Consider the following 22,803-nt stretch of genomic DNA (forward strand, 5'->3'; position numbering starts at 1 on the left):
GCCTCATTTCTAACACCGTTGGACGGGGTGGGCACGGTTCGCTGCGCGGGGGGTGCCGGGTCGTGCCTTCGTTCAGGTGCGGCGCTGCTGTGGTTGGTCGCAGTCCTCGCGCCCCTGCGGGGCTACGGCGAGCAGGAACCGATGCGTCCGGCGTCGGGCACCTCACGGTCGGCGGGGGTGACGGCCGGGGCCGGCATGCGCAGCAGCAGCAGTGCCGCGTCGTCGTGGAGCCGGCCGCCCACATGGGCCAGCAGCTCGTCGTGGAGGGCGGTGACGGTGTGTGCCGGTTCGTCGCACGTGTGCCGTGCCAGCCCTTCGGCGAGCGGGTAGAACTCCCGCTCGTGGTCGCGGGCCTCGGTGACGCCGTCGGTGTACAGCAGCAGTTGGTCCCCGTCGGAGAAGGGCAGCACATGCAGTGCCGGCGTCTCACCGGAGAGGGTGCGCAGCCCGAGGGGCGGGGCCGGACGTTCCGGGTCGACCGCCACGACGACGGAGTCGCGCACCAGCAGCGGCGGCGCGTGACCGCAGTTGACCACCTCCAGCTGCCCGTCCCGGGGGTACCCGGCGACCACGGCGGTGACGAAGTCGTCGCTGCCCAGGTTGCGCGCCAGGCTCCGCTCGATCCGTGCGACGACGGCGAGGAGATCGGGCTCGTCGTAGGCGGCCTCCCTGAACACCCCGAGCACCAGAGCCGCGGTCCCCACCGCGGGCAGCCCCTTGCCGCGCACGTCGCCGACGATCATCCGGACCCCGTACGGCGTGGACACGAGCGCGTAGAGGTCGCCGCCGATCCGGGCCTCCGCCGCCGCGGCGCTGTAGCGGACGGCGACCTGGAACGGCCCGACCGTCGCCGGTACGGGCTGCAGCAGCGCGTGCTGGGCGGCCTCGGCGACGGAACGTACGGCGGCGAGCACCCGCTCGCGTCGCCCGCGCAGCGCGCTGGCGAGGCTCCCGGCCAGGGTGACGGCCAGCAGGGCGGCCAGCACGACGGCCAGCTCGCGGGCTCCGGCATCATCGCGGATGCCGAGGATCGCACCCAGGGCGGCGGCGAGAAGTCCGACCCACAGGACGCCGCGCGGCCCGTTGGTGGTGGCCGCGAGTGCCGGGCCCACGGCTAGAAGCGGCAGCCAGGTCATCCCAGAGCCGCAGACGAGATCGACGAGGACGATCGCGGAGACGATCAGTATGGGCAGTACGGGCGTAGCGGCGACCAGTCGCCTCGGCCAGTGGTAGCGACCGTGGTGCGGGGCCTGGCTCATGTCTTGTGGGATGTCCTCACCTGTGAGTGGGGGCGCTTCCGGAGGTTATGTCCGGTTTATTCAGGAAAGCGGTTCGACCCCGGATGGGACAAGGACACGGATTTCAGATAGTGAGCGAGAGGCCACGGGTCACGCGGCTCGCGGTCGGGAGCAGACGCGCTCGGACCTCCTCCAGACGGGCCCGCGTCTCCTCCAGCCGGGTCCGCCGGTCGGCCCTCAGCGACACACCGAGCGAGCCGAGGGTGCCCCCGCTGTAGACGGGCACCGCGACGCAGACCGTGCCCAGGGCGTACTCCTCCATGTCCGTGACCGCCGGGGCCAGGGGCGCGGAGTCGAGCCGCCGGATGAGCTCCGGGGGGTCGGTGATGGTCCTGGGCGTGAGGTCCGCGAGCCGATGCCGGGACAGGTAGTCCTTGCGCGACTCCTCGTCCAGCTCACGCAGCACGGACTTGCCCAGAGCCGTGGCGTGCCCCGCGTCCTCGAACCCCACCCACAGATCGACGCGGGGAGCGCGGGGGCCGTCCACGATCTCGGCGACCCGGATCTCGCCCTCCTCGTAGAAGGTGAGGTACGCGGCGGTCGACAGTTCGTCCCGCAGCGCGGCGAGCGTCGGGCGTATCCGGCTGAGCAGCGCCTGCGTCCGGCCCGAAGTCTGCAGGGTGCCGATCCGGTCGCCCAGGATGAACCCGCCGTCGTCGAGCTTGCGCACGTATCCGTCGTGGACCAGCGTCCGCAGCAGGTGATACGCCGTGGCCAGGGGCAAGCCCGTCTCCCGCGCCAGTTGCTTCGCCGGCGCGCCGTTCTCGTGCGCGCTCATCGCCTCCAGCAGGCGGAAGGCGCGCTGTACGGAGCCGATGAGCGTGGGGCCGTCCTGAGCACCCATAGGAACAGCGTGCGCCGGGCGCACGCCGCGGGCAAGGCGGGCCCGCTCCCCGCACCGGCTCTGCCTACAGCACCCGCGCCACGAGAAGAGCCACGTCGTCGTGGTCGTCGGGGTGGCGCAGGCCGTACAGCAGGAGGTCGCAGGTCTCCTCCAGCGGCCTGCGGGGTTCGTCGAGGAACCCGAGGAGGACGTCCAGGCGGTCGTCGATGGGGTGGAGCCGGGTCTCGACGAGGCCGTCGGTGTAGAGGACCAGCAGGTCGCCGGGGCCCAGCTCGACCGTGGTGGTCTCGAACGGGATGCCGCCGACCCCGAGCGGGGCGCCGGCCGGCAGTTCCAGCAGCTCCGGGGCGCTGCCGGGGCGAGCCAGCGCGGGTGGCATGTGTCCGGCGTTGGCGATGTGGCACTGTCCGGTGCGGGGGTCGTACACCGCGTACAGGCAGGTGACGATGTAGTGCTCCAGATCGCAGGTGATCTTGTCCAGGTGCTGGAGCACGGAGCCGGGCTCGAGGTCGAGGTCGGCGTAGGCACATGTGGCGGTGCGCAGCCGGCCCATGGTGGCGGCGGCGTCGATGCCGTTGCCCATGACGTCGCCGACGACCAGCGCGGTCTTGTCGTCCTCCAACGGGATGACGTCGTACCAGTCACCGCCGACCTCGCTGGTGGCCTGGGCGGGCTGGTAGCGGGAGGCGAGCTCCAGACCCGTGTGGTGCGGCGGGTGGTCGGGCAGCAGGCTGCGCTGCAGGGTCAGGGCCGTGTTGCGCACACTCTGGAACCATCGGGCGTTGTCGATGGCCACGGCGGCCCGGCCGGCCAGCTCACTGGCCAGGACGACGTCGTCCTGGTCGAACGGCAACGGATTGCGGGTGCGCTTGAGGTCGAGGGCGCCGAGCACCTCGCCGTGCGCGATCAACGGCACGGCCAGATAGGAGTGGACGCCCGCCCGCGCCAGCAGCGCGGTGGCCTCGGCGTCCTTGGCGATACGCGGCAGATCCTGCTCTCCGACATGGCGTACGAGGATCGGCCGACCGGTGTGCACGCACAGGGTGACCAGCCGGTCGCCGTCGTACGCGGCGAGGTCACCGGGCGAATCGGCGGCGCGCAGCGCCACGCTCGGATAGGCCGCCTTCAGCGCCAGCGCGCGGAACAGCTCCGGGCCGTTGTCCGGCTTGCGGTTGCGCCGGCAGGCCAGCGCGGAGTCCAGGACGTCCACGGCGACCACGTCGGCCAGCTCGGGAGTGGCGACCTCCGCCAGCTCGTGGGCGGTCCGGTCCACCTCCAGCGTGGTGCCGACCCGGGTGGAGGCGTCCGCGATCAGGGCCAGGCGCCGCCGGGCCCGGTCGGCCTCGGCTGCCGTGCGGTGCCGCTCGGTGACGTCGACGAACGAGATGGCCGCGCCCAGGATTCGCCCGCCCGGGTCCTCCAGCCGATAGAAGGACAGCGACCAGGCGTGCTCGTTCTCGGGGTCCGCCGGCGGGCGGCCCACATGGTACTGGTCCAGCAGCGGGGTGCCGGTGGTGAGCACCTGGCGCAGACAGGACTCGATCGTGTCGATGTCGGGCAGCGGCAGCGTCTCCCGCAGCCGACGGCCGACGTGGTCCTCCGCCGGGGTGGCGTCGATACGCTCCAGTCCCGGGTTGACCAGCAGATAGCGCAGGTCCGGGTCCAGGAGCGCGATCCCGATCGGGGACTGGTTGATCAGCCGCTCGCACAGCGCCAGGTCCGTCTCGACCCGCTGGAGCAGGGAGTGGTCGGCCGCGATGCCCAGGGCGTAGACGTCACCGAGATCGTCCAGCAGCCGCATGTTGCGGAACTCCGTCAGCCGGGTGCTGCCGTCCTTGTGCCGCACGGGGAAGGTGCCGGCCCAGCTCCGTCCGGTCTCCAGCACCTCCGTGAACAGCTGCACCACGGCCGGCAGCTGGTCGGGGTGGATGAACAGGCGCGTCGCATGCGTGCCGAGAGCCTCGTCGGCGGTGTAGCCGAAGAGCTCCTCGGCCTGCGGGGTCCAGAACACCACGCGCCCGTCGGCGTCGACGACCACCGCGGCCACGCTCAGCACATCGAGCAGGCCAGTGGGCCGGGGCGGCTCCGGCGCGTACCCGCCGCCCGCGGACTCGAAGGATCCAGCTGTCATCCCAGCTCCTCCTTCACCGGCCGGCACGGCCTGCCGACCTCGGCCACGGTCGGGTACCACGATTGCGGCGACCGGCACCTCCATGCTCCCTCCGGCACATCCGCCCTGCCCGGTGAGAGGTCGCCGACGATTGGCCCGTGCCCGCCCGCGCTGCGCCGAACGGGACCGGGGCCGTCGGCCCGTGCACATCGGGCGGACAAGCAGGAACATGGTCGTGTAGAGGACGGGACCCATGGACGCTGCGTGAGGACCCATGGATGCTGCGCGAGAAGAACCGCAGGCGCCCACGTCCGGAGGACCGAGCGCCCTCTTCGACGCGTCCACCGACGCGGCGGCGGTGGTGTCCGGACGGGGTGTCGTGATCGGGTGGACCCGGGCCGCGGAGGAACTCCTCGGCCACTCCGCCGCGGAGGTCATCGGTTCCCCCGCCGAGCGGCTGCTGGCGGTACCGAGTGACCCGGTCCGTGCGGCCGGCGTCGCCGAGCGCTGCCGGGCCGGCATGGGATGGAACGGTCTCATTCCGCTACGGCACCGTGACGGCCGCCGCCTCGACGTGGACCTGCGGGTCTCCGCGTCCTTCCGCATCGAAGCGGACGAGTGCTTTCTGATCTCGGCACGGGAGCCGTGCCAGCAGTGGGCGGTGGGCCAGTCCATGCTCGACGGATTCCTGACCCGCTCGCCGGTCGGCATGGCCGTGATGGACACCGAGCTGCGCTACGTCTGGCTCAACGACACCCTGGAGCGCTTCGGCGGTGTCCCTCGCGACCAGCGCCTCGGCCGTCGGCTGAGCGAACTGCTGCCGGGGCTGCAGGCGGAGACCATCGAGGGCCGGATGCGCAAGGTCCTGGAAACCGGCCTGCCCGTCACCGACTACGAGTACGTGGGATGGAGTTGGGCCGACCCGCACCGCCAGCACGCCTACTCCACCTCCTTCTTCCCCCTCGTGGACCCCGACAACTCGATCACCGGCGTCTGCTACATGGTCCTGGACGTCACCGAGCGGTGGAACGCCCGCCAGCTGTTGTCGCTGGTCAGCGAGGCCGGAACACGTATCGGTACGACGCTGGACGTGCTGTGGACGGCTCAGGAACTGGCCGACTTCGCCGTTCCGCGCTTCGCGGACTTCGTCGTCGTGGACCTGCTGGAGCCGGTGCTCAGCACCGAAGGACACGGAACGTGGCTGACCGACGCGGGCCCGGCCCCCGCCAAGCCGGTGATGCGCCGGGCCGGTATGAGCTCGGTGCGCGAGGGCTGCCCGGAGGCCGTGGCGCGGGTGGGGGAGCGGGTGGACTTCGTCCCGCCGCCGCACGACGCGCATCTGCTCATCGACGGAGGACCGATCCTCATCCCGGTCCTCGACCCCTCCGACGAACTGTGGACCTCCGAGCAACCCGCGCGAGCGGCGAGCATCCGCGAGTTCGGCCTGCACTCCCTCATCTCCGTGCCGATGCGGGCACGGAACACCACCCTGGGCCTCACCACCTTCATACGGTCGCGCAATCCCGTCTCGTTCCAGCCCGACGACGTCCTCGTCGCCCAGGAACTGGTCGCCCGCGCGGCCCTGTGCGTCGACAACGCCCGCCGCTACACCCGGGAACACACGGCCGCGGTCACCCTGCAACGCAGCCTGCTGCCGCAGGCCCTGACGGGCGGTACGGCACTGGAGGTGGCCTCCTCGTATCTGCCGGCGGACCCGAGCGGCGGGGTCGGCGGCGACTGGTTCGACGTGATCCCGCTGTCCGGGGCCCGGGTGGGCCTCGTCGTCGGCGACGTCGTCGGCCACGGCATCACCGCGGCGGCCACCATGGGCCGGCTGCGCACCGCCGTACAGACCCTCGCCGACATGGAGATGCCGCCCGACGAACTGCTCGCCCACCTCGACGACCTCGTCCTGCGCCTCAGCGAGGAGCGGCCCGAGGGCGAAACGGCCGGGGCGGCCCACCAAAGCACGACCGGTTTCCTCGGCGCGACCTGCCTGTACGCCGTGTACGACCCGGTCACCCGATGCTGCACGATGGCCAGGGCCGGACATCCGCCGCCGGTCGTCATCGCGCCCGACGGGCAGGTGTCCTACCCGGAACCCCCTGCCGGGCCCCCGCTGGGGCTGGGCGGAATGGCCTTCGAGGCCGGCGAGATCGAACTCGCCGAGAACAGCCTGCTCGGCCTCTACACCGACGGCCTCGTCGCGGATGCCGACCGCGACGTGGAACGCGGCATGTCCCGGCTCGGCGACCTGCTGTCCCGGCGGGACCTCGACCTCGACACGCTGTGCTCGTCCGCGGTGCGGGAACTCGTACCCGCGCCGCAGCCCGACGACATCGCCCTCCTCCTGGCGCGCACCCACGCCCTGGGTGCCGGGCAAGTCGTCTCGTGGGACGTGCCCGTCGACCCGGCCGCCGTCGCCGACCTCCGGGCCCGGGCGACCCGCCAGGTCACGGACTGGGGCTTCGCCGAACAGGCCATGACGACCGAGCTGATCGTGAGCGAGCTGGTCACCAACGCCATCCGCTACGCCGAACCCCCCATCCGCCTACGCCTCCTCCGCGACACCCGCCTGACCTGCGAGGTCGCCGACGGCAGCAGCACCGCCCCACGACTGCGACACGCCCGCAGCACGGACGAGGGCGGCCGCGGCCTGTTCCTGGTGGCCCAACTCGCCCACCGCTGGGGCGCCCGCTACACGGCCGGCGGAAAGATCATCTGGGCCGAACAGGAAATCCCCTGACCACCGACAGCGGCGTGCCGGGCCCGAGTACACGGGCCCGGCACTTCAACCGACGTGCGAATCCCCTAGGGGACCAGGATCAGTTCCTCGTCTCCGCCATCACCAGCCGTGCTGCTTCTTGTCGTGGCCGGAGTGCTTGGGCTTGTCGGGGTGCTTGGGGTAGTCGGGCTTGACGGGCTTTACGGGGTGGGCCGGCTTGCTCGGGTAGTCGGGCTTGACGGGCTTTACCGGGTGAGCGGGCTTGCTCGGGTAGTCGGGCTTGACCGGCTTTGCGGGGTAAGCGGGCTTGACCGGCTTTGCGGGGTAGGCAGGCTTGGCCGGGTAGTCGGGCTTGACCGGCTTGGCGGGGTAAGCGGGCTTGACCGGGTGGGCAGGCTTGACCGGCTTTGCCGGGTAGGCAGGCTTGGCCGGGTAGTCCGGCTTGGCCGGCTTGGCGGGGTACGCGGGCTTGACGGGGATGGCCGGCTTGGTCGGGTATTCAGGCTTCACCGGTTTTGCGGGGTACGCGGGCTTGCTCGGGTAGTCGGGCTTGACCGGCTTTGCGGGGTAGGCGGGCTTGGCCGGGTAGTCGGGCTTGGCCGGCTTGGCGGGGTACGCGGGCTTGACGGGGATGGCCGGCTTGGTCGGGTATTCAGGCTTCACCGGTTTTGCGGGGTACGCGGGCTTGCTCGGGTAGTCGGGCTTGACGGGCTTTGCCGGGTAGGCGGGCTTGGCCGGGTAGTCGGGCTTGGCCGGCTTGGCGGGGTACGCGGGCTTGACGGGGATGGCCGGCTTGGCCGGGTATTCAGGCTTCACCGGTTTTGCGGGGTACGCGGGCTTGGCCGGGTAGTCGGGCTTGACCGGCTTGTCCGGGTAAGCGGGCTTGACGGGGTGCACCGGGTAGTCGGGCTTCACCGGCTTGGCGGGGTATGCGGGCTTGACCGGCTTCGCGGGGTATTCCGGCTTGACCGGGTGGACCGGCTTGGCCGGGTATTCCGGCTTGACCGGCTTCGCCGGGTACTCGGGCTTGACCGGGTGGACGGGCTTGGCCGGGTATTCGGGCTTGACGGGGTGCACCGGGTAGTCGGGCTTGACCGGCTTTGCCGGGTACTCGGGCTTGACCGGGTGGACGGGCTTGGCCGGGTATTCGGGCTTGACGGGGTGCACCGGGTAGTCGGGCTTGACCGGCTTTGCCGGGTACTCGGGCTTGACCGGGTGGACGGGCTTGGCCGGGTATTCGGGCTTGACCGGGTGCACCGGGTATTCGGGCTTGACCGGGTGCACCGGATACGCCGGCTTGGCGCCGTGTGCCGGGTGCGCGGGCTTGGCCGGGTACGGCGGGTGGGGGGTGGTGTCGTCCTGGGCGTGGGCGGTGCCCGCGCTCGCCAGTGCGGCTGCGGCGAGCGCGGCAGCCATGGCCGCAGGCGCCAGAACAGATCGCCATTTCGGCGATGTCGTCATCTTCCACTCTCCTCGACTTGGTTCAGGGCCTCGTGACGGTTGGTCAGCACCAAGAGCCGGACAGTGAAATGAATAGGAAATACGGTGATATGAATAACGCTGCGAGGCTCATAAGCCACCGGATGGTGTAGCACCCGGGGGCCAGTTGGCCCGGAGTACGGCGAGGCTCAGAGGGGCCTTGCACGCCGGAAAGGTTGCGACCACGACCCCGGGTGTCAGGACACCGGCCCTCGCCCGTCCCGCAATCTCTCGGCGAACGCCCGCGCCTCGGCCAGGTCCCCGGCATTCGGCCGCTGCTTGTTGATGCCGCCGACGAGCTTGAACGGCGTCCAGGTGTCGAACGCCCGGCACGAGAAGCTCCCGTCCACCTCGAAGCCCTTGCCCTTCAGGACCTGGACGAGGGAGCGGGTGAAAGACGCCGGCGGAATCTCGGGGAGCCCGCTGGTGGCGAACACGAATGCCCGGCCCCGCCCGTCGGGAAGCGACTTGACGAACTCGGTCAGGCGGGGGTGGAGCCTGCCGTAGAAGACGCCCGAGCCGAATCCCACGAGGTCGGCCCCGGCCAGCTCCGCCAGGTCGGCCTGCTCGGGCGCGACGACCTTCGCGCCGAGTACCTCGCCCATGCTGTCGGCGACACGACGCGTATTGCCGTGCGACACGGAGGCGCACACGATGACGGCCTTCATCATCACGATCCCTTCTCTCGCTGATGGAGTGAGGACCGCGCAGAGGTGCTCATACGTGACAGCACCCGGATGTGACGCAGCGTCATGATCAGCACCACGGTGGCCGCGTGCGTGTTGCTCCTGCTGAGGCGCCCGAAAACCAGTGGCGCGGCGTTGCCATGCGCCAATACCGTGCTGCCGATCCAAGTCGCCCAGGCAAGGACGTGCCGTTGTACACCGTGTGAGACCTCCCGAGAGCTGATCTGTCGCGCGTCGCGCATGTGCGCCGCGCTCTTTTTTGCTGCGGACTTCTCACTGAAACCGGTGTACTTCTGTGCTCAATAGCTGGGTGGTCATGCCCACCTGCCTGCCGCTCGTTCTCCGCCGTTGCCACGCATGCGCGTCCGAGCGCTTCCGCGCCAACGGCAAGTTTCGCGTCAACGCAAACCACAAGCTCCTCGACGCCTGGCTCCTCGTGCTCTGCACCGCTTGCAGGGGGACTGCGAAGCTCACGGTCCTGGAGCGGATGAACGTACGCTCCGTACGACCTGAACTGCTGGATCGGCTGCACGACAACGACCTCGGTCTGGCGGCCGAGTTGCTCCAGGATCCGGTCGTGCAGCGCCGTAATCGCATCGCCCTCGACTGGAGCGACGCCTGGCGCCTCGACACCGGCGGATCGGATCACCTGGACCGCGAGGTGATCGACGTGTCGGTCCGCTTCGCGGCGCGGATCCCCGTCCGGCCGGTGCGGCTGATCGCTGAAGGCTGCGGTCTTTCACGGGCCGAGGTCGAGAGCCTGATCGCGGAGGGGAAGCTCGTTTCGGCAGTCCGGCTGAGCGGCAAGCTCTCCGGCGACTTCACCTTCACGCTCAAGCGCTGAGCCCTGCCTTGCAGGGGCTGTCCGGCAAGACCCGCCGGACAGCCCCTGCAGGGCCACTCCCGTGTTCCGCTGCAACCGTGCCTGACAGCCCGTCATGCGGTGATGCCGGCGGAGAGCGTCTTCATGGTGACGTAGCTGGTCACCGTGGCCACGCCGGGCAGACTGGCCAACTGGTGGGCGTGGAAGTCCTGGTAGGCGGGCAGGTCGGCGACCTCGATCTGGAGCAGATAGTCGAAGTTGCCGGTGATGTGGTGGCTGTGGACCACCTCGGGCAGCCGGGTGACCGCACTCTCGGACGCGACCACGTCCGCGCGGGTGTGCCGCATCAGCCGTACCCCGGCGAACACCCACAGGCTGCGGCCGACCGCGGCGGGATCGATCAGGGCCCGGTAGCCGCGGATGACCCCCGCTTCTTCCAGTTGCCGCACACGCCGCAGGCACCGACAGCCCCTATACGGATCCGGTGCCGCTGCTGCCCGTGGCTCAGCTCTGTGTCCGGGACCGTCCCCGGCCTGCCTGTCCCGGACGGCACAGACCTGCTGCAGATCCTGTGGTGCCCGTTCATGGACCACGACGACGACATCCCGGCCATCCACGTGCGCTGGCGCCGTGCCGACCAGGTCACCGCACTTCTTTCGCCACCACCGGAGCCGCCGGTCATCGAACTGGACGACTATTGGCCCGCACCCTGCGTCCTGCATCCGGAACAGGTGACCGAGTACCCGGCGCCCCCCAGCTGCCTGCCGCAGTGAGCGCACGCCCCGTTCTGAGCTGCTCTGCCGTCCGTTCCCACGCATGCGACGGTCCGCAGGACAGTGGTTGTCCCCGCGGACCCTGTCCTCGGCATGCCCCGTGTGCGGCGCTGGCATCCCCGCGGGGGCCTGGGGCTGGCCGATGACAGTCTTCAGACAGTGCCCCGGCCGGGGGGCTACTGCTCTGTCCGCCTACCCACCTTCTACGAACCGCAGCCCGTTCGGGCTGTCGCTCAGCAGACCTAGACCATGGTCAGCAGGTGATCCGTCGGTCCATAGTCGATCTTCCAGTCGGCATAGACCCCGCAGAACCCATCCTTGATGCACCGCAGGCCCACGGTCACCCAGCGGACCGAGCCGTCGCCGCCAAACGAGAACGCGACCGCAGCCTCGAACTCCTCGCTCCCGCACGGGCAGCCGGCCGCACCGGGCTCGTCGTCCTCCCAGGACTCCTCATTCCAGTACGCCTCGCTGTCCGCGATGAACGCACGGCTGTCGCAACCGGAACACTCTCGTTCCGCGCCGGACGCGTTGACTAGCACGAAGAACACACGACCGCCGCACCCCTCGCAGACGCAAGGAGCGATCTTCACCGGGCGGCCGTCGACCGCCTCCCGCAGGAACACCGCGAGCTCCGCGGGGACCCCCCTCGCCAACTGATCATCAGCATGCACGGACACATCGTTCCAGACGCCCCGAACCCGCACCCGACCGCCTTGGCAAAGGCGTAGGAGGGGCCCCCAGGCTGGTGCCGGCGGCTGCGCCCGGTTCTCCGCCCAGCCCGCCCGGCATCCACCAGATGCTCCAGATACCGCCGAGCCGGGATCCGCGAGATCCCCGCCGCCTCGGCCCCCCGCCGCTGTAAGCCCTTCCTCCGCCTCCCGCAGAGCGACCGTCACCCGCTCCAGCGTCGGCGCACTCAGCCCCTTCGGCAGCGCGGCCGGCCCAGCGCGCCGAGTGCCGCCAGCGCGGTTCGCCTCGCCCCGCGCGCTCGCCTCCCCGGCCCCGCCCCGGAACAAGCAGGGCGCACAACACCACGTGATGCAGCGGCTTCCCTACGTGCGGACGCACACCGCAAGGCGTTTGCGTGGCCCCACCCACTTGCCGCTCATCGTCCATGTGCTGCCAGCACTCTCCGGAATCGTGGGGATCACGTTGTTACCAACGCTCATCAGAGGCCGCTGATCTAGAAGGGAGGGTCGTTGGGGCCACGGTCGGCCTGCATGGCCGCGTCATGCCGTCGGCTGGCCGCGTGCTGTTCGGAGAGGGAGGGCATTCCGGCGATGGCTTCAGCAGCGCGGCCATGCCGGATGAGCAGCTCGGCCACGTCCGACGGCCGCAGTTCGATGTCCGCCCGCAGCAGGGCGAGAGCCTCCTCAAGGCGCCCCATCTCATCCAGGATCCACGCCTTGCTGACCGTCAGGCCGTACAGGTCCGGCGGCAGCGTCCCAGCGTAGGCGAGGGCCTCCTCGTGCCGGCCAGCCTCGCCCAGCAGCCAGATCCGGTTCGAGCTGAACCAGGACGAGTGCTCCTCGACGAACTCAGCACTGCGCTCGTCGAGGAGAGCCAGGGCATCATCCAGCCGTCCGGCTTCATGCAGCAGGTGGATGATGCCTTCGAAGAGACAGGCGTCGTGGTAGTCGAACGTCGGGCGACCCACCTCGACGGCCTCCTCGATCCGGCCCTGGCGGCCCAGCAGTTCGATCAGAGGCCAACGGAACCGGTCCGGATACTCGGAGGCTGTGATGGAACGCCGCAGTACGGCCTCGGCCTCACCCGCCTGCCCGTCGTCTTCGAGCGCCCGCGCGTAGTAGGCGAGCGTCTCACCCGCACGCTCGCCGGTGCCCAGCACGCGCAGTTCCTCCACGCGCCCGTGGCGCCGCAGGAGCTCGGCGTAGGCGATCAGTGTGTTCTGGACCACGAAGCGCCCGTCTGCGATGTCTGCCCCAAGCATCTGTACGGCCTCATCGACCCGCCCCGCACGCTCCAGGACCTGGGCTTGGAGGTCCTGCGCGTTGCTGGGCCTGAAACCCCATCGCTCCTCCCCGCGGACGCTGCGAGCCCGCTGAGCTCGCGGCGCGATCAGCTCCAGGACCTGCTCATCACGGCCCTGGTTCTGTGTCAGCTCAACGAGGGTGGACAGGATCCACTCCCTGTCCAGATGCGGCGCGAGTACGGTGATCGCCTCGTCCAGCCTCCCCGCCTTGGCCAGCAGTTCCGCGAAGTCGTGGCACACCCACTCCGAGGCAAGGCCTTCCTCGTCCGGGCGGACCGCGTCCAGTGCCTCCTGCACCCTCCCTGCCTCGACCAGGACCTCAGCCCTCTCCCAGCGCGCCCGATTCCACCCGGCCTCGATGAACGGCTTCAGCACATCCAGGGCCCGCTCGACCTCGCCCACCCGGGACAGCTCGCGGGCCGCCGCCTGGGCGCAGAACCATTCCCCCCGCTCCGATGCGGCCTGAACCAGCAGCTCCACCTCACCCCGCTCCACCAGCATGGTGGCCAGGCGAGGAGATATTCCGCCGAGTGTCCGTGACTGCCACTCAAGATCTTCGATGTTCACGGGCCTGAGCGTACGAACGACCACTGACAATGAGCCACTGGGCTTGCCCTACCTTCCAAACATAAGGTTGAGCTGGTCATTCGTCAGATCGGCTGACCCAGGGTGTTCGGTACGGCTGTGATCGCCCGGCGCCAGCCGGGCCGAACCCACTCGTGCTACGTCGGAGAACACAAGTTGGAGGACGGGCTCCCCGTCAGACCCCTGCCAGATTCTGCGAACCCGCGCACTTCTCGGGGACGGACGCGAAAGGTGCTCCGACTGCAGTCGGAGCACCGGGTTGGGGAGACGTGTAGGCCTGGGTGCGGGTCAGTGCACGGTGGGACGTCGTATGTCACCGGTGCCCTGTGCCTCCGTCGCCGGTCTCGCAGTAGCGTCGCAGGACGGCGCCCTGATCGGTGACGAGCCAGGCGGAGCCGTCGCCTTGTTCACCGTAGTAGTAGGCGTGGGCCTGCCCGAAGTGGTTGCTCAGTTCTGTGCACAAGCGGAGGATCTCGTCGCTGCGGTCGCTGTCGCTGGGGTCGCATCAGCGGCCGATGACCAGGGTCCAGCCGTCGAGTTCCGGGCTGACGTAGACCCGGCTGAGTCCTTCTGGGGTTCTGCCGCCGTGGGCGTCGGTGTCGATGAATTCCGCCGCGGCGGCGAAGCTGATCGGGCTGGGCCGGGTCAGGCCCATGACCTCCATGACGCCGGCCTGGTCACCGGTGGATATGGCGATCCAGTGCAGCCAGCAGGCAGTCAACGGGATGGGCGGGTCGAATTCAGTCCTGGGCACGGCGCCAGAATGCCACGACACCGAGTGGAGTTGTCCGTGGGCGTAGGGCTGCTTTCACCCGAGGGCGGTGGCCGTGAGACGGATGGTGCACGGCTGCTGCATCCGGAAGGCGTGGGTGCGGCGGCTGATGCCTCCGTCGTCTCAATCGGGTGTGGTGGGGCGCAAGATGGCCAGCGAGCCGGGGGAGACGCCGGGCCAGGAGGGTGATCATGGTCCAGATGAGATGGGCTTCGCCAGGGGGTTGAGGAACATCGGAACGAAAACCGGCGTCAAGCCTTGATCGGTCCTGGTGGGCGGCCGCGGGTGACGGCGGCGTCGGACGGTTCTGAAGTGTTGGCGCAGATAACGCCACGAACGAAGGGAAGATCAACACGCCGCGCCGTCAGACGCCTGATCAGTTACGGCAGATCAGCCGTTCTCTTCGCGGACGTCCTTTCCCTGCTCGGCGAACGCCTTGAAGTCCTGCATGTGCTGTTGCGATTGCTTGCGGAAGGCGCCGGGCATCAGAAGTCCCACCAGCTTCATCAGAAAGCCGCTGAACCGGTATTCGTTCTCGCTTTCCCAGAGCGTCGTTTCCGGGCCGGCTTCGGTCAGCCGGTCGCGCACGGCGCTCCACATGCCCTCGCCGACGATCTCGCGGTCGAAGTGAACGACGCTCGTTTTCGGGATCTCGCGCAGGTCTGCCGGTTCCCGGCGTGTGATGGTCTCGGTGCACTCCATCTTCCGCTGGCCCATCTGCATCACGACCCGCGACTTGGTGCCGAGCTGCCCGTGCTCCCCGCTCAGCGGCTCGTGCAACACCAGGCCCCGCAGCCACTTCGGCAGGTGTACCGGGTCGGCGAGCAACTGGGCCACCTTCTCCCGCGGCAGGGCGATCTCGATGGAGACGGTGTATTTCATGGGGCGCATCGCTCTTTTCTTCTAGGTGTGGGACAACGTGCTTTGTACTGCTCGTCATGTTCCTCGGCTGAGGGCACTACATTTTGTGTCCGTAGAGTAAAGGGCAGACGTGTGATCTGCGGTTGGGTGCCAGAGGATGCGTTCACTTTGCGATCTCGGTACGCATTGACGAGCTTACGCAGTGTGGGGGCAGCCCTCCGCCTGCGAATTGTAATTCTCGTTGTGGGTGCGAGCGCCGAGGGCGCCGGTCAGCCCACCGCAGTAGGAATGTCAGTCCGGGTCGGGTGGGCCTGCCCCCAGGCTGCGGCGTCTTAGAACGCCTAACACAATGAGTTGGATCGGCCCTGATGGCCGTGTCCGGGGCGGCAGTTGAGCGTTCGGCTCGGTGTGGGGACGTCGCCGTGGATCGTGTCGGATGAGCTGTGGGACTGCCTGGAGCCGTTGCTGCCACAGCGAGAACGGCGCTTTCGCTACCCGGGCCGTAAGCCGTTACCGGACCGGGAGGTGCTGTGCGGGATCCTGTACGTACTGCACACCGGCATCCAGTGGGAGTACCTGCCCAAGGACCTCGGGTTCGGCTCGGGGATGACGTGCTGGCGCCGACTGCGGGACTGGAACGAGACCGGCGTCTGGCAGCGATTGCACGAGGTCCTGCTCGCCGAGCTCAACGCGGCTTCGCGACTGGACTGGTCCCGCTGCGTGGTCGACTCCTCCCACGTCAGGGCCCTAAAAGGGCGCAGCACACGGGCCCGTCGCCGGTCGACCGGTGCCGGGCCGGCTCGAAACACCACGTGATTACCGACGGGCACGGCACTCCGCTTGCGGTCCTGCTGACCGGCGGCAACCGCAACGACGTCACCCAGTGCCCCTGCTCGACGCGATCCCATCGGTCCGCGGCCGAGTCGGCCGCCCTCGCCGCAGACCAGACTCGCTGTTCGCCGATCGTGGTTACGACCACGACATCTACCGCGATCAGGTTCGCGTCCGCGGCATCGTGCCGGCCATCGCACGCCGAGGCACCCGGCACGGCACCGGACTGGGCACATACCGCTGGGTGGTCGAGCGCACCTTCGCCTGGATCCATGGCTTCCGCCGCCTGCGCATCCGCTGGGAACGACGGGCCGACATCCACGAAGCGTTCCTCAAACTGGCCTGCTGTCTCATCACCCACCGACAACTCGGCTCATTGTGTTAGCCGTTGTAAGAACCCCTAACGAAATGCCGGCGTGAAGGGGGTTCTACCGGTAATGACGGCTGCACTCCTTGGTCAGTGTCACGTGGAAGGATCGAGGTGTGACCTGTGACGTGTGCGGACACGAGATGCGACGGATGCCGGTAGGGGAACCGCAGATGAAATGGCAGCTGGCGGTGAAGGAGCGATGGTTCTGCTCCTGGTGCTACGCGTGGACCGAACTGGGATACCAGCCGCAAGAGGTCTCACGACCGCAGTACCAGCCCATGCACCTACGCTGGGAGCGGGCAGAATCACCGGATCTGCCGGAGAACGTGGCCCATTGCTACGACGAAGCCCATGCATACGACGACTTCGGCGCGACCCTGTGCGGCATGCGGCATGACACTCTGTCCGCCTCCCCGTACGGGATGTGGACGCCCGAGGCACAGAATGCCTGCCAAGCCTGCAAAGAGGCCGCGGCCGCGATCGACCAGCGCTGGCCGCTGGAGATGCGCGGCGGGAAACGGATTCATCCCATGCCTCCTCCCGATTCAAACTGGCCCCCCTTCTAGGGTTACCGACGCGCCGACGTGAGCCGTCTCCAGCAGATCAGTGCGCATCCGAGCCTCAGGAATGCTTCGTGGATGTCGTCACGGATCTCCCAGCGGATGCGCAGGCGGCGGAACCAATGCAGATGGGCGAACGTGCGCTCCACGACCCAGCGCTGGGTGCCCAGGCCGGATCCGTGCTCGGTGCTGCGGCGGGCGATCAGCGGCTTCACGCCGAGCTCCCAGACCAGGCGGCGGTACTTGTCGTGGTCGTAGCCGCGGTCGCCGAGGACGGCGTCCCGGGCGGCGCCGGGGCCGGCCACGTTTGCCGCGCACGGGCGGCACAGCCTGGAGCAGTGGGATCAGCTGAGTGACATCGTTGCGGTTACCGCCCGTCAGCGTGGCGGCGAGTGGGACCCCGGTGGCGTCGGTGATCAGGTGATGCTTGCTGCCCGTCCTGCCCCGGTCGACGGGACTTCGTCCCGTCTTGGAGCCCCCTCTAATGCGCGGATGTGACAGCCGTCGACCGCCGCATGGGAGAAGTCGAGGGCGCTAGCATTGCGCAGCTTGGCAAGGAGAACCTCGTGCAGTCGGGGCCACACATCGGCTTCGGTCCACTCCGCCAGGTGGCGCCAGCACGTCATCCCTGAGCCGAAGCCGAGCTCCTGCGGCAGGTGCTCCCGGGCGCTCCCCGTGTGCAGCACGAACAGGATGCCCTGAAACACCAGCCGGTCCGGATGCCGCTTCCGTCCGGGATGCCGTAACCGGCGCTCCACCTTCGGCAACACCGGCTCGATCACCGCCCACAGATCGTCATCGACATGCCACGGCTTCGGTCGAGCCACCCCACGCCCCGCGTCAGCAGTCCCGGAACGATCCAACCACCTCGAAGATCATTTCGTTAGCAGTTCTTAGAGGGTGTTTCACGTGGCAGGTTTCGCGAGCTGCTTGTAGCAGGTCAGGGCGGCGGCCAGGCCGAGGAAGTGCGAGCCCTCTCGTTCGTATCGGACGGTGAGGCGGCGGTAGCCGAAAAGCCGGGCGATCGACCGTTCGATCCACCAGCGGTGCCGACCGAGGCGTTCGCCGGACTCGATGCCGGGCCGCGCGATGCGCGCGACGAGCCCGCGCTCGCGCAGCCAGGCCAGGAGTTCGGCGGAGAAGTGCGCCTTGTCCGCGCGGAGTTTGACGGGTCGACGCCGCCGTGGACCCCGGCGGGACCGGACGGTTGGTATGCCGCGGATGAGCGGCTTGAGGGCGAGGCTGTCGTGCATGTTCGCGCCGGACACGGCGACGGCGAGCGGGATGCCCTGGGCATCGGACAGCACGTGCAGCTTGCTGCCCTGTTGCCGCGATCGACCGGGTTCGGCCCGGTCAGCGATTCCACTTTTTTGGCGCGAACGGAGGACGCGTCGACGATCGCCGAGGTCCAGTCCACCTCGCCCCGGGCCCCGAGTTCGTCCAGCACCACCCGGTGCAGCCGACGCCACAGTCCGGCCTCGGTCCACACAGTGAAGCGGCGATGCGCGGTGCGGGCGACGTGCCGAAGCTCGGCGGTAGATGCCGCCAGGCACAGCCGCTGGTCAGCGCGTACACCACCGCCGTGAACACGGCCCGCTCGTCACACGGAGCGGTCCCACCACCTTGCGGACGAGCAGCGAACGACGGCAGCAACGGGGCGGCCGGCTCCCAGAGTTCATCAGGAACCAGACGCTTCGAACTTCTAAGCCTTGATTGGTGCGGCCGACCTGGCGGCCTGCTCGATCTTCGCGCAGTGGGCTGCACGGGCTTCCTCGTCGATCTGCTGCTCGTACTCGGGGCGCACCCCGGTCCGGCCGTCGAGGCCCTCGCGCAGGATATCGGCGTGCCCGGCATGCCGGTTGGACTCGCCGAGGACGTGGACCATGATGGCGAACAGGTTCGTGTTGGGATAGGGCTCCGACCACCACGGCACGTGGCCGGGGGCGTCGAGGGGAAGCTCGTTGATCGTCGCGTCCGAGTGTTCCCACGTGCGCCGGTAGAACCCGATGATCTGATCGCGGGTCTCGTCCTCGGTCGCCCACTGATCATTGCCGTCGTAGTCCTGCCACCGGCACAGGGGTTCCGGGAAAGGGCGGTCGAAGACCTCGCCGAAGTACCTGGCCTCGACGGTGGCCACGTGTTTGACCAGGCCGAGGAGGTTGGTCCCGGTCGCTGTCAAAGGTCGGCGGGAGTCGTATTCGGACAAGCCGTCGAGTTTCCAGAGCAGCGCCTCGCGGTCCCGCTGCAGTCTCCTGTGCAGGTTGTCCTTCGCGAATTCATCGATCATGCGGCATGAGCCTGCCATGGGCTGTTCGTGGTCTCAAGATCCCGTACGTGGTCCGCAACGACTGGCAGAGCCGAGGCCTGGCCATGGGCGCCGCCCCGCACTGGACAGATGTTTGTAGGCCTGGCCGCATCCTTATCACGTCGATCATGTGGGTCGTGGACGTCGGCCAACTCGCCCTGGGCCTCGATGGATCGTCCGTCGGTGTTCGGGGCCGACCCCTGCCGTTCGCCCCTGTTGATGTCAGCCGTTGATGTCAACGATGAGGGGCGCTCTAGATAAAACCCAACACGGCCCTAAGCGGCTCCGCCGAAGTCCGCTGCTGATCCGCACCTGCGGTACACACCTGGCCGCCCCTGGTGAACGGGGTCTGGAGGCGAAGCCCCACGAACTTTTTGTTACCACACCTCAGCGGAGCTGCTTAGGGCCTGTCTCGAAGTCGTGTGTGAGCTTGTGACAAGATCGCGGGATGCTGCGACTCACCGATTTCATCATCGACTGCCCGGACACGATGAAGCTGGCGGCTTTCTACTCCGAGGTGACGGGCCGTCCGATCAAGGAAGGCGGCTCTGAGAACTGGGCTGGCATCCAGTTCGGCGAGATCGAGCTGGCATTCATCCGGGTGGACGACTACCGCGCTCCGCAGTGGCCCGACAGCGAGCACCCCAAGCAATTCCACCTCGACTTCGAAGTGGACGAGATCGAGTCCGAGCAGCGCCGCGTCCTCGACCTCGGCGCGACGCTGAGGCAGGACTTCATCGGCCCCAACGGCTACGGCTGGCAGGTCTACACCGACCCGATCGGCCACCCCTTCTGCCTGTGCCGCAACAAGGGCGTCATCTGGACCGACCAGGGCCCGATCTGGCCCAAGCGCGACTAATCAGCTGCCCACTTCCTCACCCACCACTTTCCCCAGCTCCCATCCCCTCCGGCGTCGACCCACAGGCATGTGGAGCGGGCGTGGTCCATGTGGGCGCGCGTCGGCGCAGCGTGCGCGGAGCGGGCCGAAGGCAGGAGTGCAGCGCGCAGCGGAGCCGGGAAGCGCGCCCGGCGAAGCAGAGCGCAGCCGGGTGCCTTGATGAAGTAGGGAAAGTTCTATCCCGATCGCGTTCTTGTGGACCTGAAGCTCGGTCGCTGCCATGACTGCATCGATGTCAAGGAGGCAGGGACCATGGTTGAGCTCAAGGTCGTGCGATGGAAGCGGCATGGGCACGATCGTCTGTATGCGAATCCTCCCGACGGCACGGCCGTCGGCTGGGCCGACTGCAAGACGGGAAAGATCACGGTCCGTCCAGCTGAGCATCGTGACGCCGTAATGGCCGCGCTGCGACAGCGCTTACTCGGCCGGAGGTGCGATCGCCTGACCCTAGAGCCAGTCCCGTCGCTTGAAAATCACGTACAAACTCACGCAAACCACCCCCATCAGGCCGATCGCGAAGGGGTATCCGAAGCTCCATCCCAGCTCAGGCATGTGCTCGAAATTCATGCCGTAAATAGTTCCAACGAGTGTGGGGGCAAACAAAATAGCCGCCCAAGACGAGATCTTCTTGATCTCCTCGTTCTGCTCGAACCCCGCTTCCGCCAATGCCCGCATCTCCGCGTTCTGCTGCTGTGTGACCAGCGTCGTGTTCACCGTGAGGATCTCGGTGAGGGCCTGGCGGAAGCCGTCGACGCGCTCGCTGGTGTGGGTGACGTGGTCGGCCACGTCGCGCAGGTAGCGCTGGAGTTCCTCGTCCGTGCCGTACTTGGAGAAGCCGGCCATCAGGCCGTGCAGCATGCCGACGAGTGGGCGGGTGGCACGCTGGAACTCGACCATTTCTCGGGAGAGTTCGTAGATACGGCGGGAGACCTCGGGGTCGCCCCGGAAGACCTCGGTCTCGATCTCGTCGATGTCGTTCTGAACGCCCACCACCACCGGCTCGTAGCCGTCGACCACCGCGTCCAGTATCGCGTACAGCACCGCCTCCGGACCGAGCTTGAGCAGTTCCGGAGTCTCCTCCATGCGTTGGCGGACCGCGGAGAGGTCGGGGGCCGCGCCATGGCGGACCGTGATCACGAAGTCGGGGCCGACGAAGACATGCAGTTCGCCGAAGTCGACCTCCTCGGGTGCGTCCAGGTAGCGGGCCGCACGCAGGACCACGAACAGTGTTTCGCCGTAGCGTTCCAGCTTGGGCCGCTGGTGCGCCTCCATCGCGTCCTCGACCGCGAGCGGATGCAGGTCGAACTCGGCGGCCAGGGAGAGCAGCTCGGCCTCCGTGGGGCGGGCCAGGCCGATCCAGGCCATGCCGGAGGGCTGGTCGTGCAACTCGCGGTAGGTCTCGGCGAGCGTGGCGGGGGCGGACACCCGCACGCCGTCCCGGTACAGCACCGCCTGCACGACGCTCGCCACCTCGGAGGAGTCGGAGGCCGCGGTGCGTGCCGCGGGCGCCGGCGCCGGTGGCTCGGGTTGCGGTGGGGGAGTGACGGCTCGGCGCCAGGCGGACTTCACGGGATTCTTCGAGGCGGGGCGTGCACGTCGCTCGGACATCGCGGCTGCCTCCCGGTCTGGACGACGACTGGGTGATCTCCGGTGCAGGATATACGGGGCGAATGGCATGGGAGGGGTGAGGTGATCCGGGATTCCTTGAGAGTTGCGGACCGAAGGTGTCCGCAAGCCTCGCTAGCGTGCGGAGCATGACGAAGCGCAGCACAAAGAAGACGACGGCCGCGGCCGGTCCCGTGCTCGGCACCCGCGCCCTCAACCGCGCCACCCTCGACCGGCAGTTGCTGCTGCGTCGCTCGCCGCTGTCCGCCCTGGCGGCCGTGGAGCATCTGGTCGGCCTCCAGGCCCAGGAGGTCAAGCCCCCCTACTACGCGCTCGCCGCCCGCCTCGACGGCTTCACGCCCGACGAACTGTCCGGCCTGCTCGCCGACCGCGCCGCCGTGCGAATGGTCACCATGCGCTCGACGATCCACCTGCACACCGCCGACGACAGTCTCACCCTGCGTCCGCTGGTCCAGCCCGCCAGGGACCGCGAGATCAACTATTTCCGCAAGGGTCTCGTCGGCGTCGACCTGGACCGGCTGGCCGACCTCACCCGCGACCTCGTCGAAACCGAGCCCCGCACGATGAAGCAGCTGCGCGAAGCCCTGGGGGTCGAGTGGCCGGACGCCGACCCGCAGTCCCTGGCCGTCGCCGCCCGCTGCAAACTCCCCCTTGTCCAGGTCACCCCGCGCGGACTGTGGGGCCTCAGTGGCCAGGTCGCTCTCACCACCGCAGAGAACTGGCTGGACCGTCCCACCGAGCCTGCCGCCTCCCCCGATGCCACGGTGCTGCGCTACCTGGCCGCCTTCGGCCCCGCCTCCGTGAAGGACATGCAGACCTGGTGCGGCCTGACCCGGATGCGCGACGCCTTCGAACGGCTCCGCCCCCAGCTGCTCACCTTCCGCGACGAGAACGGCGTCGAGCTCTTCGACCTCCCCGACGCCCCGCGCCCCGATCCGGACACCCCGGCCCCGCCCCGCTTCCTGCCCGAGTTCGACAATCTGCTCCTCTCCCACGCCGACCGCACCCGCGTGATCCCGCCCGCGAACCGCGGCCGTACCTGGCAGGTGAACACGGTCTACTGCCCCCTCCTCGTCGACGGCTTCCTCGTGGGCGTGTGGCGCATCCTCGGCGAGGAGCTCGTCATCGAGGAGTTCACCGAGCTCACCAAGGCTCAGCGCGGGGAGGTGACGGAGGAAGGCGAGCGCATGCTGAAGGTGCTGCACCCGGAGGCGTCGTACGACATCCGCTTCGGGACCGTCATCCCCTAGCAGGCGCCGTG

19 protein-coding genes and 4 pseudogenes are annotated in these 22,803 nt (G+C 68.8%); 7 read left to right on the forward strand and 16 right to left on the reverse strand.

Going from position 1 to position 22,803, the window contains the following annotated elements; all coding sequences use genetic code 11:
- Positions 1 to 122: 122 nt before the first annotated feature.
- The 3 genes from AB5J55_RS33690 to AB5J55_RS33700 form a co-directional block, all read right to left on the reverse strand.
- Positions 123 to 1,259 (reverse strand): PP2C family protein-serine/threonine phosphatase, encoded by a 1,137-nt coding sequence (locus AB5J55_RS33690; protein ID WP_369274222.1) that lies wholly within the window; start codon positions 1,257 to 1,259, stop codon positions 123 to 125.
- Positions 1,260 to 1,362: 103 nt separating this feature from the next.
- The gene (locus tag AB5J55_RS33695; protein ID WP_369274223.1) at positions 1,363 to 2,142 is read right to left on the reverse strand and encodes an IclR family transcriptional regulator; all 780 of its coding nucleotides are present in this window, start codon (positions 2,140 to 2,142) and stop codon (positions 1,363 to 1,365) included.
- Between the two features lie 64 nt (positions 2,143 to 2,206).
- Positions 2,207 to 4,273 (reverse strand): SpoIIE family protein phosphatase, encoded by a 2,067-nt coding sequence (locus AB5J55_RS33700; RefSeq protein WP_369274224.1) that lies wholly within the window; start codon positions 4,271 to 4,273, stop codon positions 2,207 to 2,209.
- A gap of 253 nt (positions 4,274 to 4,526) precedes the next feature.
- Between AB5J55_RS33700 and AB5J55_RS33705 the strand changes: the two genes are divergently transcribed.
- Positions 4,527 to 6,998 (forward strand): SpoIIE family protein phosphatase, encoded by a 2,472-nt coding sequence (locus tag AB5J55_RS33705; protein WP_369274225.1) that lies wholly within the window; start codon positions 4,527 to 4,529, stop codon positions 6,996 to 6,998.
- Positions 6,999 to 7,097: 99 nt separating this feature from the next.
- Here the strand turns inward: AB5J55_RS33705 and AB5J55_RS33710 are convergent, their stop codons facing one another.
- Positions 7,098 to 8,438 (reverse strand): hypothetical protein, encoded by a 1,341-nt coding sequence (locus tag AB5J55_RS33710; RefSeq protein WP_369274226.1) that lies wholly within the window; start codon positions 8,436 to 8,438, stop codon positions 7,098 to 7,100.
- A 215-nt stretch (positions 8,439 to 8,653) separates the two neighbouring features.
- Positions 8,654 to 9,127: a flavodoxin family protein gene (locus AB5J55_RS33715; RefSeq protein ID WP_369274227.1), complete on the reverse strand. Its 474-nt coding sequence runs from the start codon at positions 9,125 to 9,127 to the stop codon at positions 8,654 to 8,656.
- Positions 9,128 to 9,437: 310 nt separating this feature from the next.
- Here AB5J55_RS33715 and AB5J55_RS33720 point away from each other — a divergent pair, with 310 nt between their 5' ends.
- Complete coding sequence (locus AB5J55_RS33720; RefSeq protein ID WP_369274228.1) at positions 9,438 to 9,986, forward strand: DUF1062 domain-containing protein; 549 nt, start codon at positions 9,438 to 9,440, stop codon at positions 9,984 to 9,986.
- Positions 9,987 to 10,078: 92 nt separating this feature from the next.
- Here AB5J55_RS33720 and AB5J55_RS33725 read toward each other — a convergent pair whose 3' ends face one another.
- Complete coding sequence (locus AB5J55_RS33725; RefSeq protein WP_369274229.1) at positions 10,079 to 10,414, reverse strand: Lrp/AsnC family transcriptional regulator; 336 nt, start codon at positions 10,412 to 10,414, stop codon at positions 10,079 to 10,081.
- A 63-nt stretch (positions 10,415 to 10,477) separates the two neighbouring features.
- Between AB5J55_RS33725 and AB5J55_RS33730 the strand changes: the two genes are divergently transcribed.
- Complete coding sequence (locus AB5J55_RS33730; protein ID WP_369274230.1) at positions 10,478 to 10,738, forward strand: hypothetical protein; 261 nt, start codon at positions 10,478 to 10,480, stop codon at positions 10,736 to 10,738.
- 242 nt (positions 10,739 to 10,980) lie between these two features.
- Here AB5J55_RS33730 and AB5J55_RS33735 read toward each other — a convergent pair whose 3' ends face one another.
- From AB5J55_RS33735 to AB5J55_RS33760, 6 genes and pseudogenes are all read right to left on the reverse strand, one after another.
- Positions 10,981 to 11,364 carry a hypothetical protein gene (locus AB5J55_RS33735; protein ID WP_369274231.1) on the reverse strand — a complete coding sequence of 128 codons (384 nt, stop codon included), beginning with the start codon at positions 11,362 to 11,364 and terminating at the stop codon, positions 10,981 to 10,983.
- A gap of 146 nt (positions 11,365 to 11,510) precedes the next feature.
- Positions 11,511 to 11,742 (reverse strand): annotated as a pseudogene (locus AB5J55_RS33740) (two-component system response regulator); the annotation flags it as partial.
- A 182-nt stretch (positions 11,743 to 11,924) separates the two neighbouring features.
- The gene (locus AB5J55_RS33745; RefSeq protein WP_369274232.1) at positions 11,925 to 13,301 is read right to left on the reverse strand and encodes a hypothetical protein; all 1,377 of its coding nucleotides are present in this window, start codon (positions 13,299 to 13,301) and stop codon (positions 11,925 to 11,927) included.
- A gap of 331 nt (positions 13,302 to 13,632) precedes the next feature.
- Positions 13,633 to 13,782, reverse strand: coding sequence for a hypothetical protein (locus AB5J55_RS33750; RefSeq protein ID WP_369274233.1), 150 nt, complete (start codon positions 13,780 to 13,782; stop codon positions 13,633 to 13,635).
- A gap of 42 nt (positions 13,783 to 13,824) precedes the next feature.
- On the reverse strand, positions 13,825 to 14,073 hold the full coding sequence (locus AB5J55_RS33755; RefSeq protein ID WP_369274234.1) for a hypothetical protein: 249 nt from the start codon (positions 14,071 to 14,073) through the stop codon (positions 13,825 to 13,827).
- 408 nt (positions 14,074 to 14,481) lie between these two features.
- Positions 14,482 to 14,973, reverse strand: a complete 492-nt coding sequence (locus AB5J55_RS33760) for an SRPBCC family protein (RefSeq protein ID WP_369274235.1) — start codon at positions 14,971 to 14,973, stop codon at positions 14,482 to 14,484.
- Between the two features lie 387 nt (positions 14,974 to 15,360).
- Here AB5J55_RS33760 and AB5J55_RS33765 point away from each other — a divergent pair.
- Positions 15,361 to 16,168 (forward strand): annotated as a pseudogene (locus AB5J55_RS33765) (IS5 family transposase).
- A 155-nt stretch (positions 16,169 to 16,323) separates the two neighbouring features.
- The gene (locus AB5J55_RS33770) at positions 16,324 to 16,719 is read left to right on the forward strand and encodes a hypothetical protein (RefSeq protein ID WP_369274236.1); all 396 of its coding nucleotides are present in this window, start codon (positions 16,324 to 16,326) and stop codon (positions 16,717 to 16,719) included.
- Positions 16,720 to 16,721: 2 nt separating this feature from the next.
- Here AB5J55_RS33770 and AB5J55_RS33775 read toward each other — a convergent pair.
- From AB5J55_RS33775 to AB5J55_RS33785, 3 genes and pseudogenes are all read right to left on the reverse strand, one after another.
- Positions 16,722 to 17,540 (reverse strand): annotated as a pseudogene (locus AB5J55_RS33775) (IS5 family transposase).
- A gap of 78 nt (positions 17,541 to 17,618) precedes the next feature.
- Positions 17,619 to 18,402 (reverse strand): annotated as a pseudogene (locus AB5J55_RS33780) (IS5 family transposase).
- 13 nt (positions 18,403 to 18,415) lie between these two features.
- Entirely contained in the window at positions 18,416 to 19,000 is a 585-nt protein-coding gene (locus AB5J55_RS33785) for a DinB family protein (RefSeq protein WP_369274237.1), read from the reverse strand.
- A 466-nt stretch (positions 19,001 to 19,466) separates the two neighbouring features.
- On the opposite strand from AB5J55_RS33785, the gene AB5J55_RS33790 reads away from it, so the two are divergent.
- Positions 19,467 to 19,877, forward strand: a complete 411-nt coding sequence (locus AB5J55_RS33790) for a VOC family protein (protein ID WP_369274238.1) — start codon at positions 19,467 to 19,469, stop codon at positions 19,875 to 19,877.
- Positions 19,878 to 20,363: 486 nt separating this feature from the next.
- On the opposite strand, the gene AB5J55_RS33795 is transcribed toward AB5J55_RS33790, so the two are convergent.
- Positions 20,364 to 21,524: a magnesium and cobalt transport protein CorA gene (locus tag AB5J55_RS33795; RefSeq protein WP_369274239.1), complete on the reverse strand. Its 1,161-nt coding sequence runs from the start codon at positions 21,522 to 21,524 to the stop codon at positions 20,364 to 20,366.
- A gap of 146 nt (positions 21,525 to 21,670) precedes the next feature.
- On the opposite strand from AB5J55_RS33795, the gene AB5J55_RS33800 reads away from it, so the two are divergent.
- Positions 21,671 to 22,792: a winged helix DNA-binding domain-containing protein gene (locus AB5J55_RS33800; protein ID WP_369274240.1), complete on the forward strand. Its 1,122-nt coding sequence runs from the start codon at positions 21,671 to 21,673 to the stop codon at positions 22,790 to 22,792.
- Positions 22,793 to 22,803 lie beyond the last annotated feature (11 nt).

The sequence above is a fragment of the Streptomyces sp. R11 genome (assembly GCF_041051905.1).
Taxonomy (GTDB): domain Bacteria; phylum Actinomycetota; class Actinomycetes; order Streptomycetales; family Streptomycetaceae; genus Streptomyces.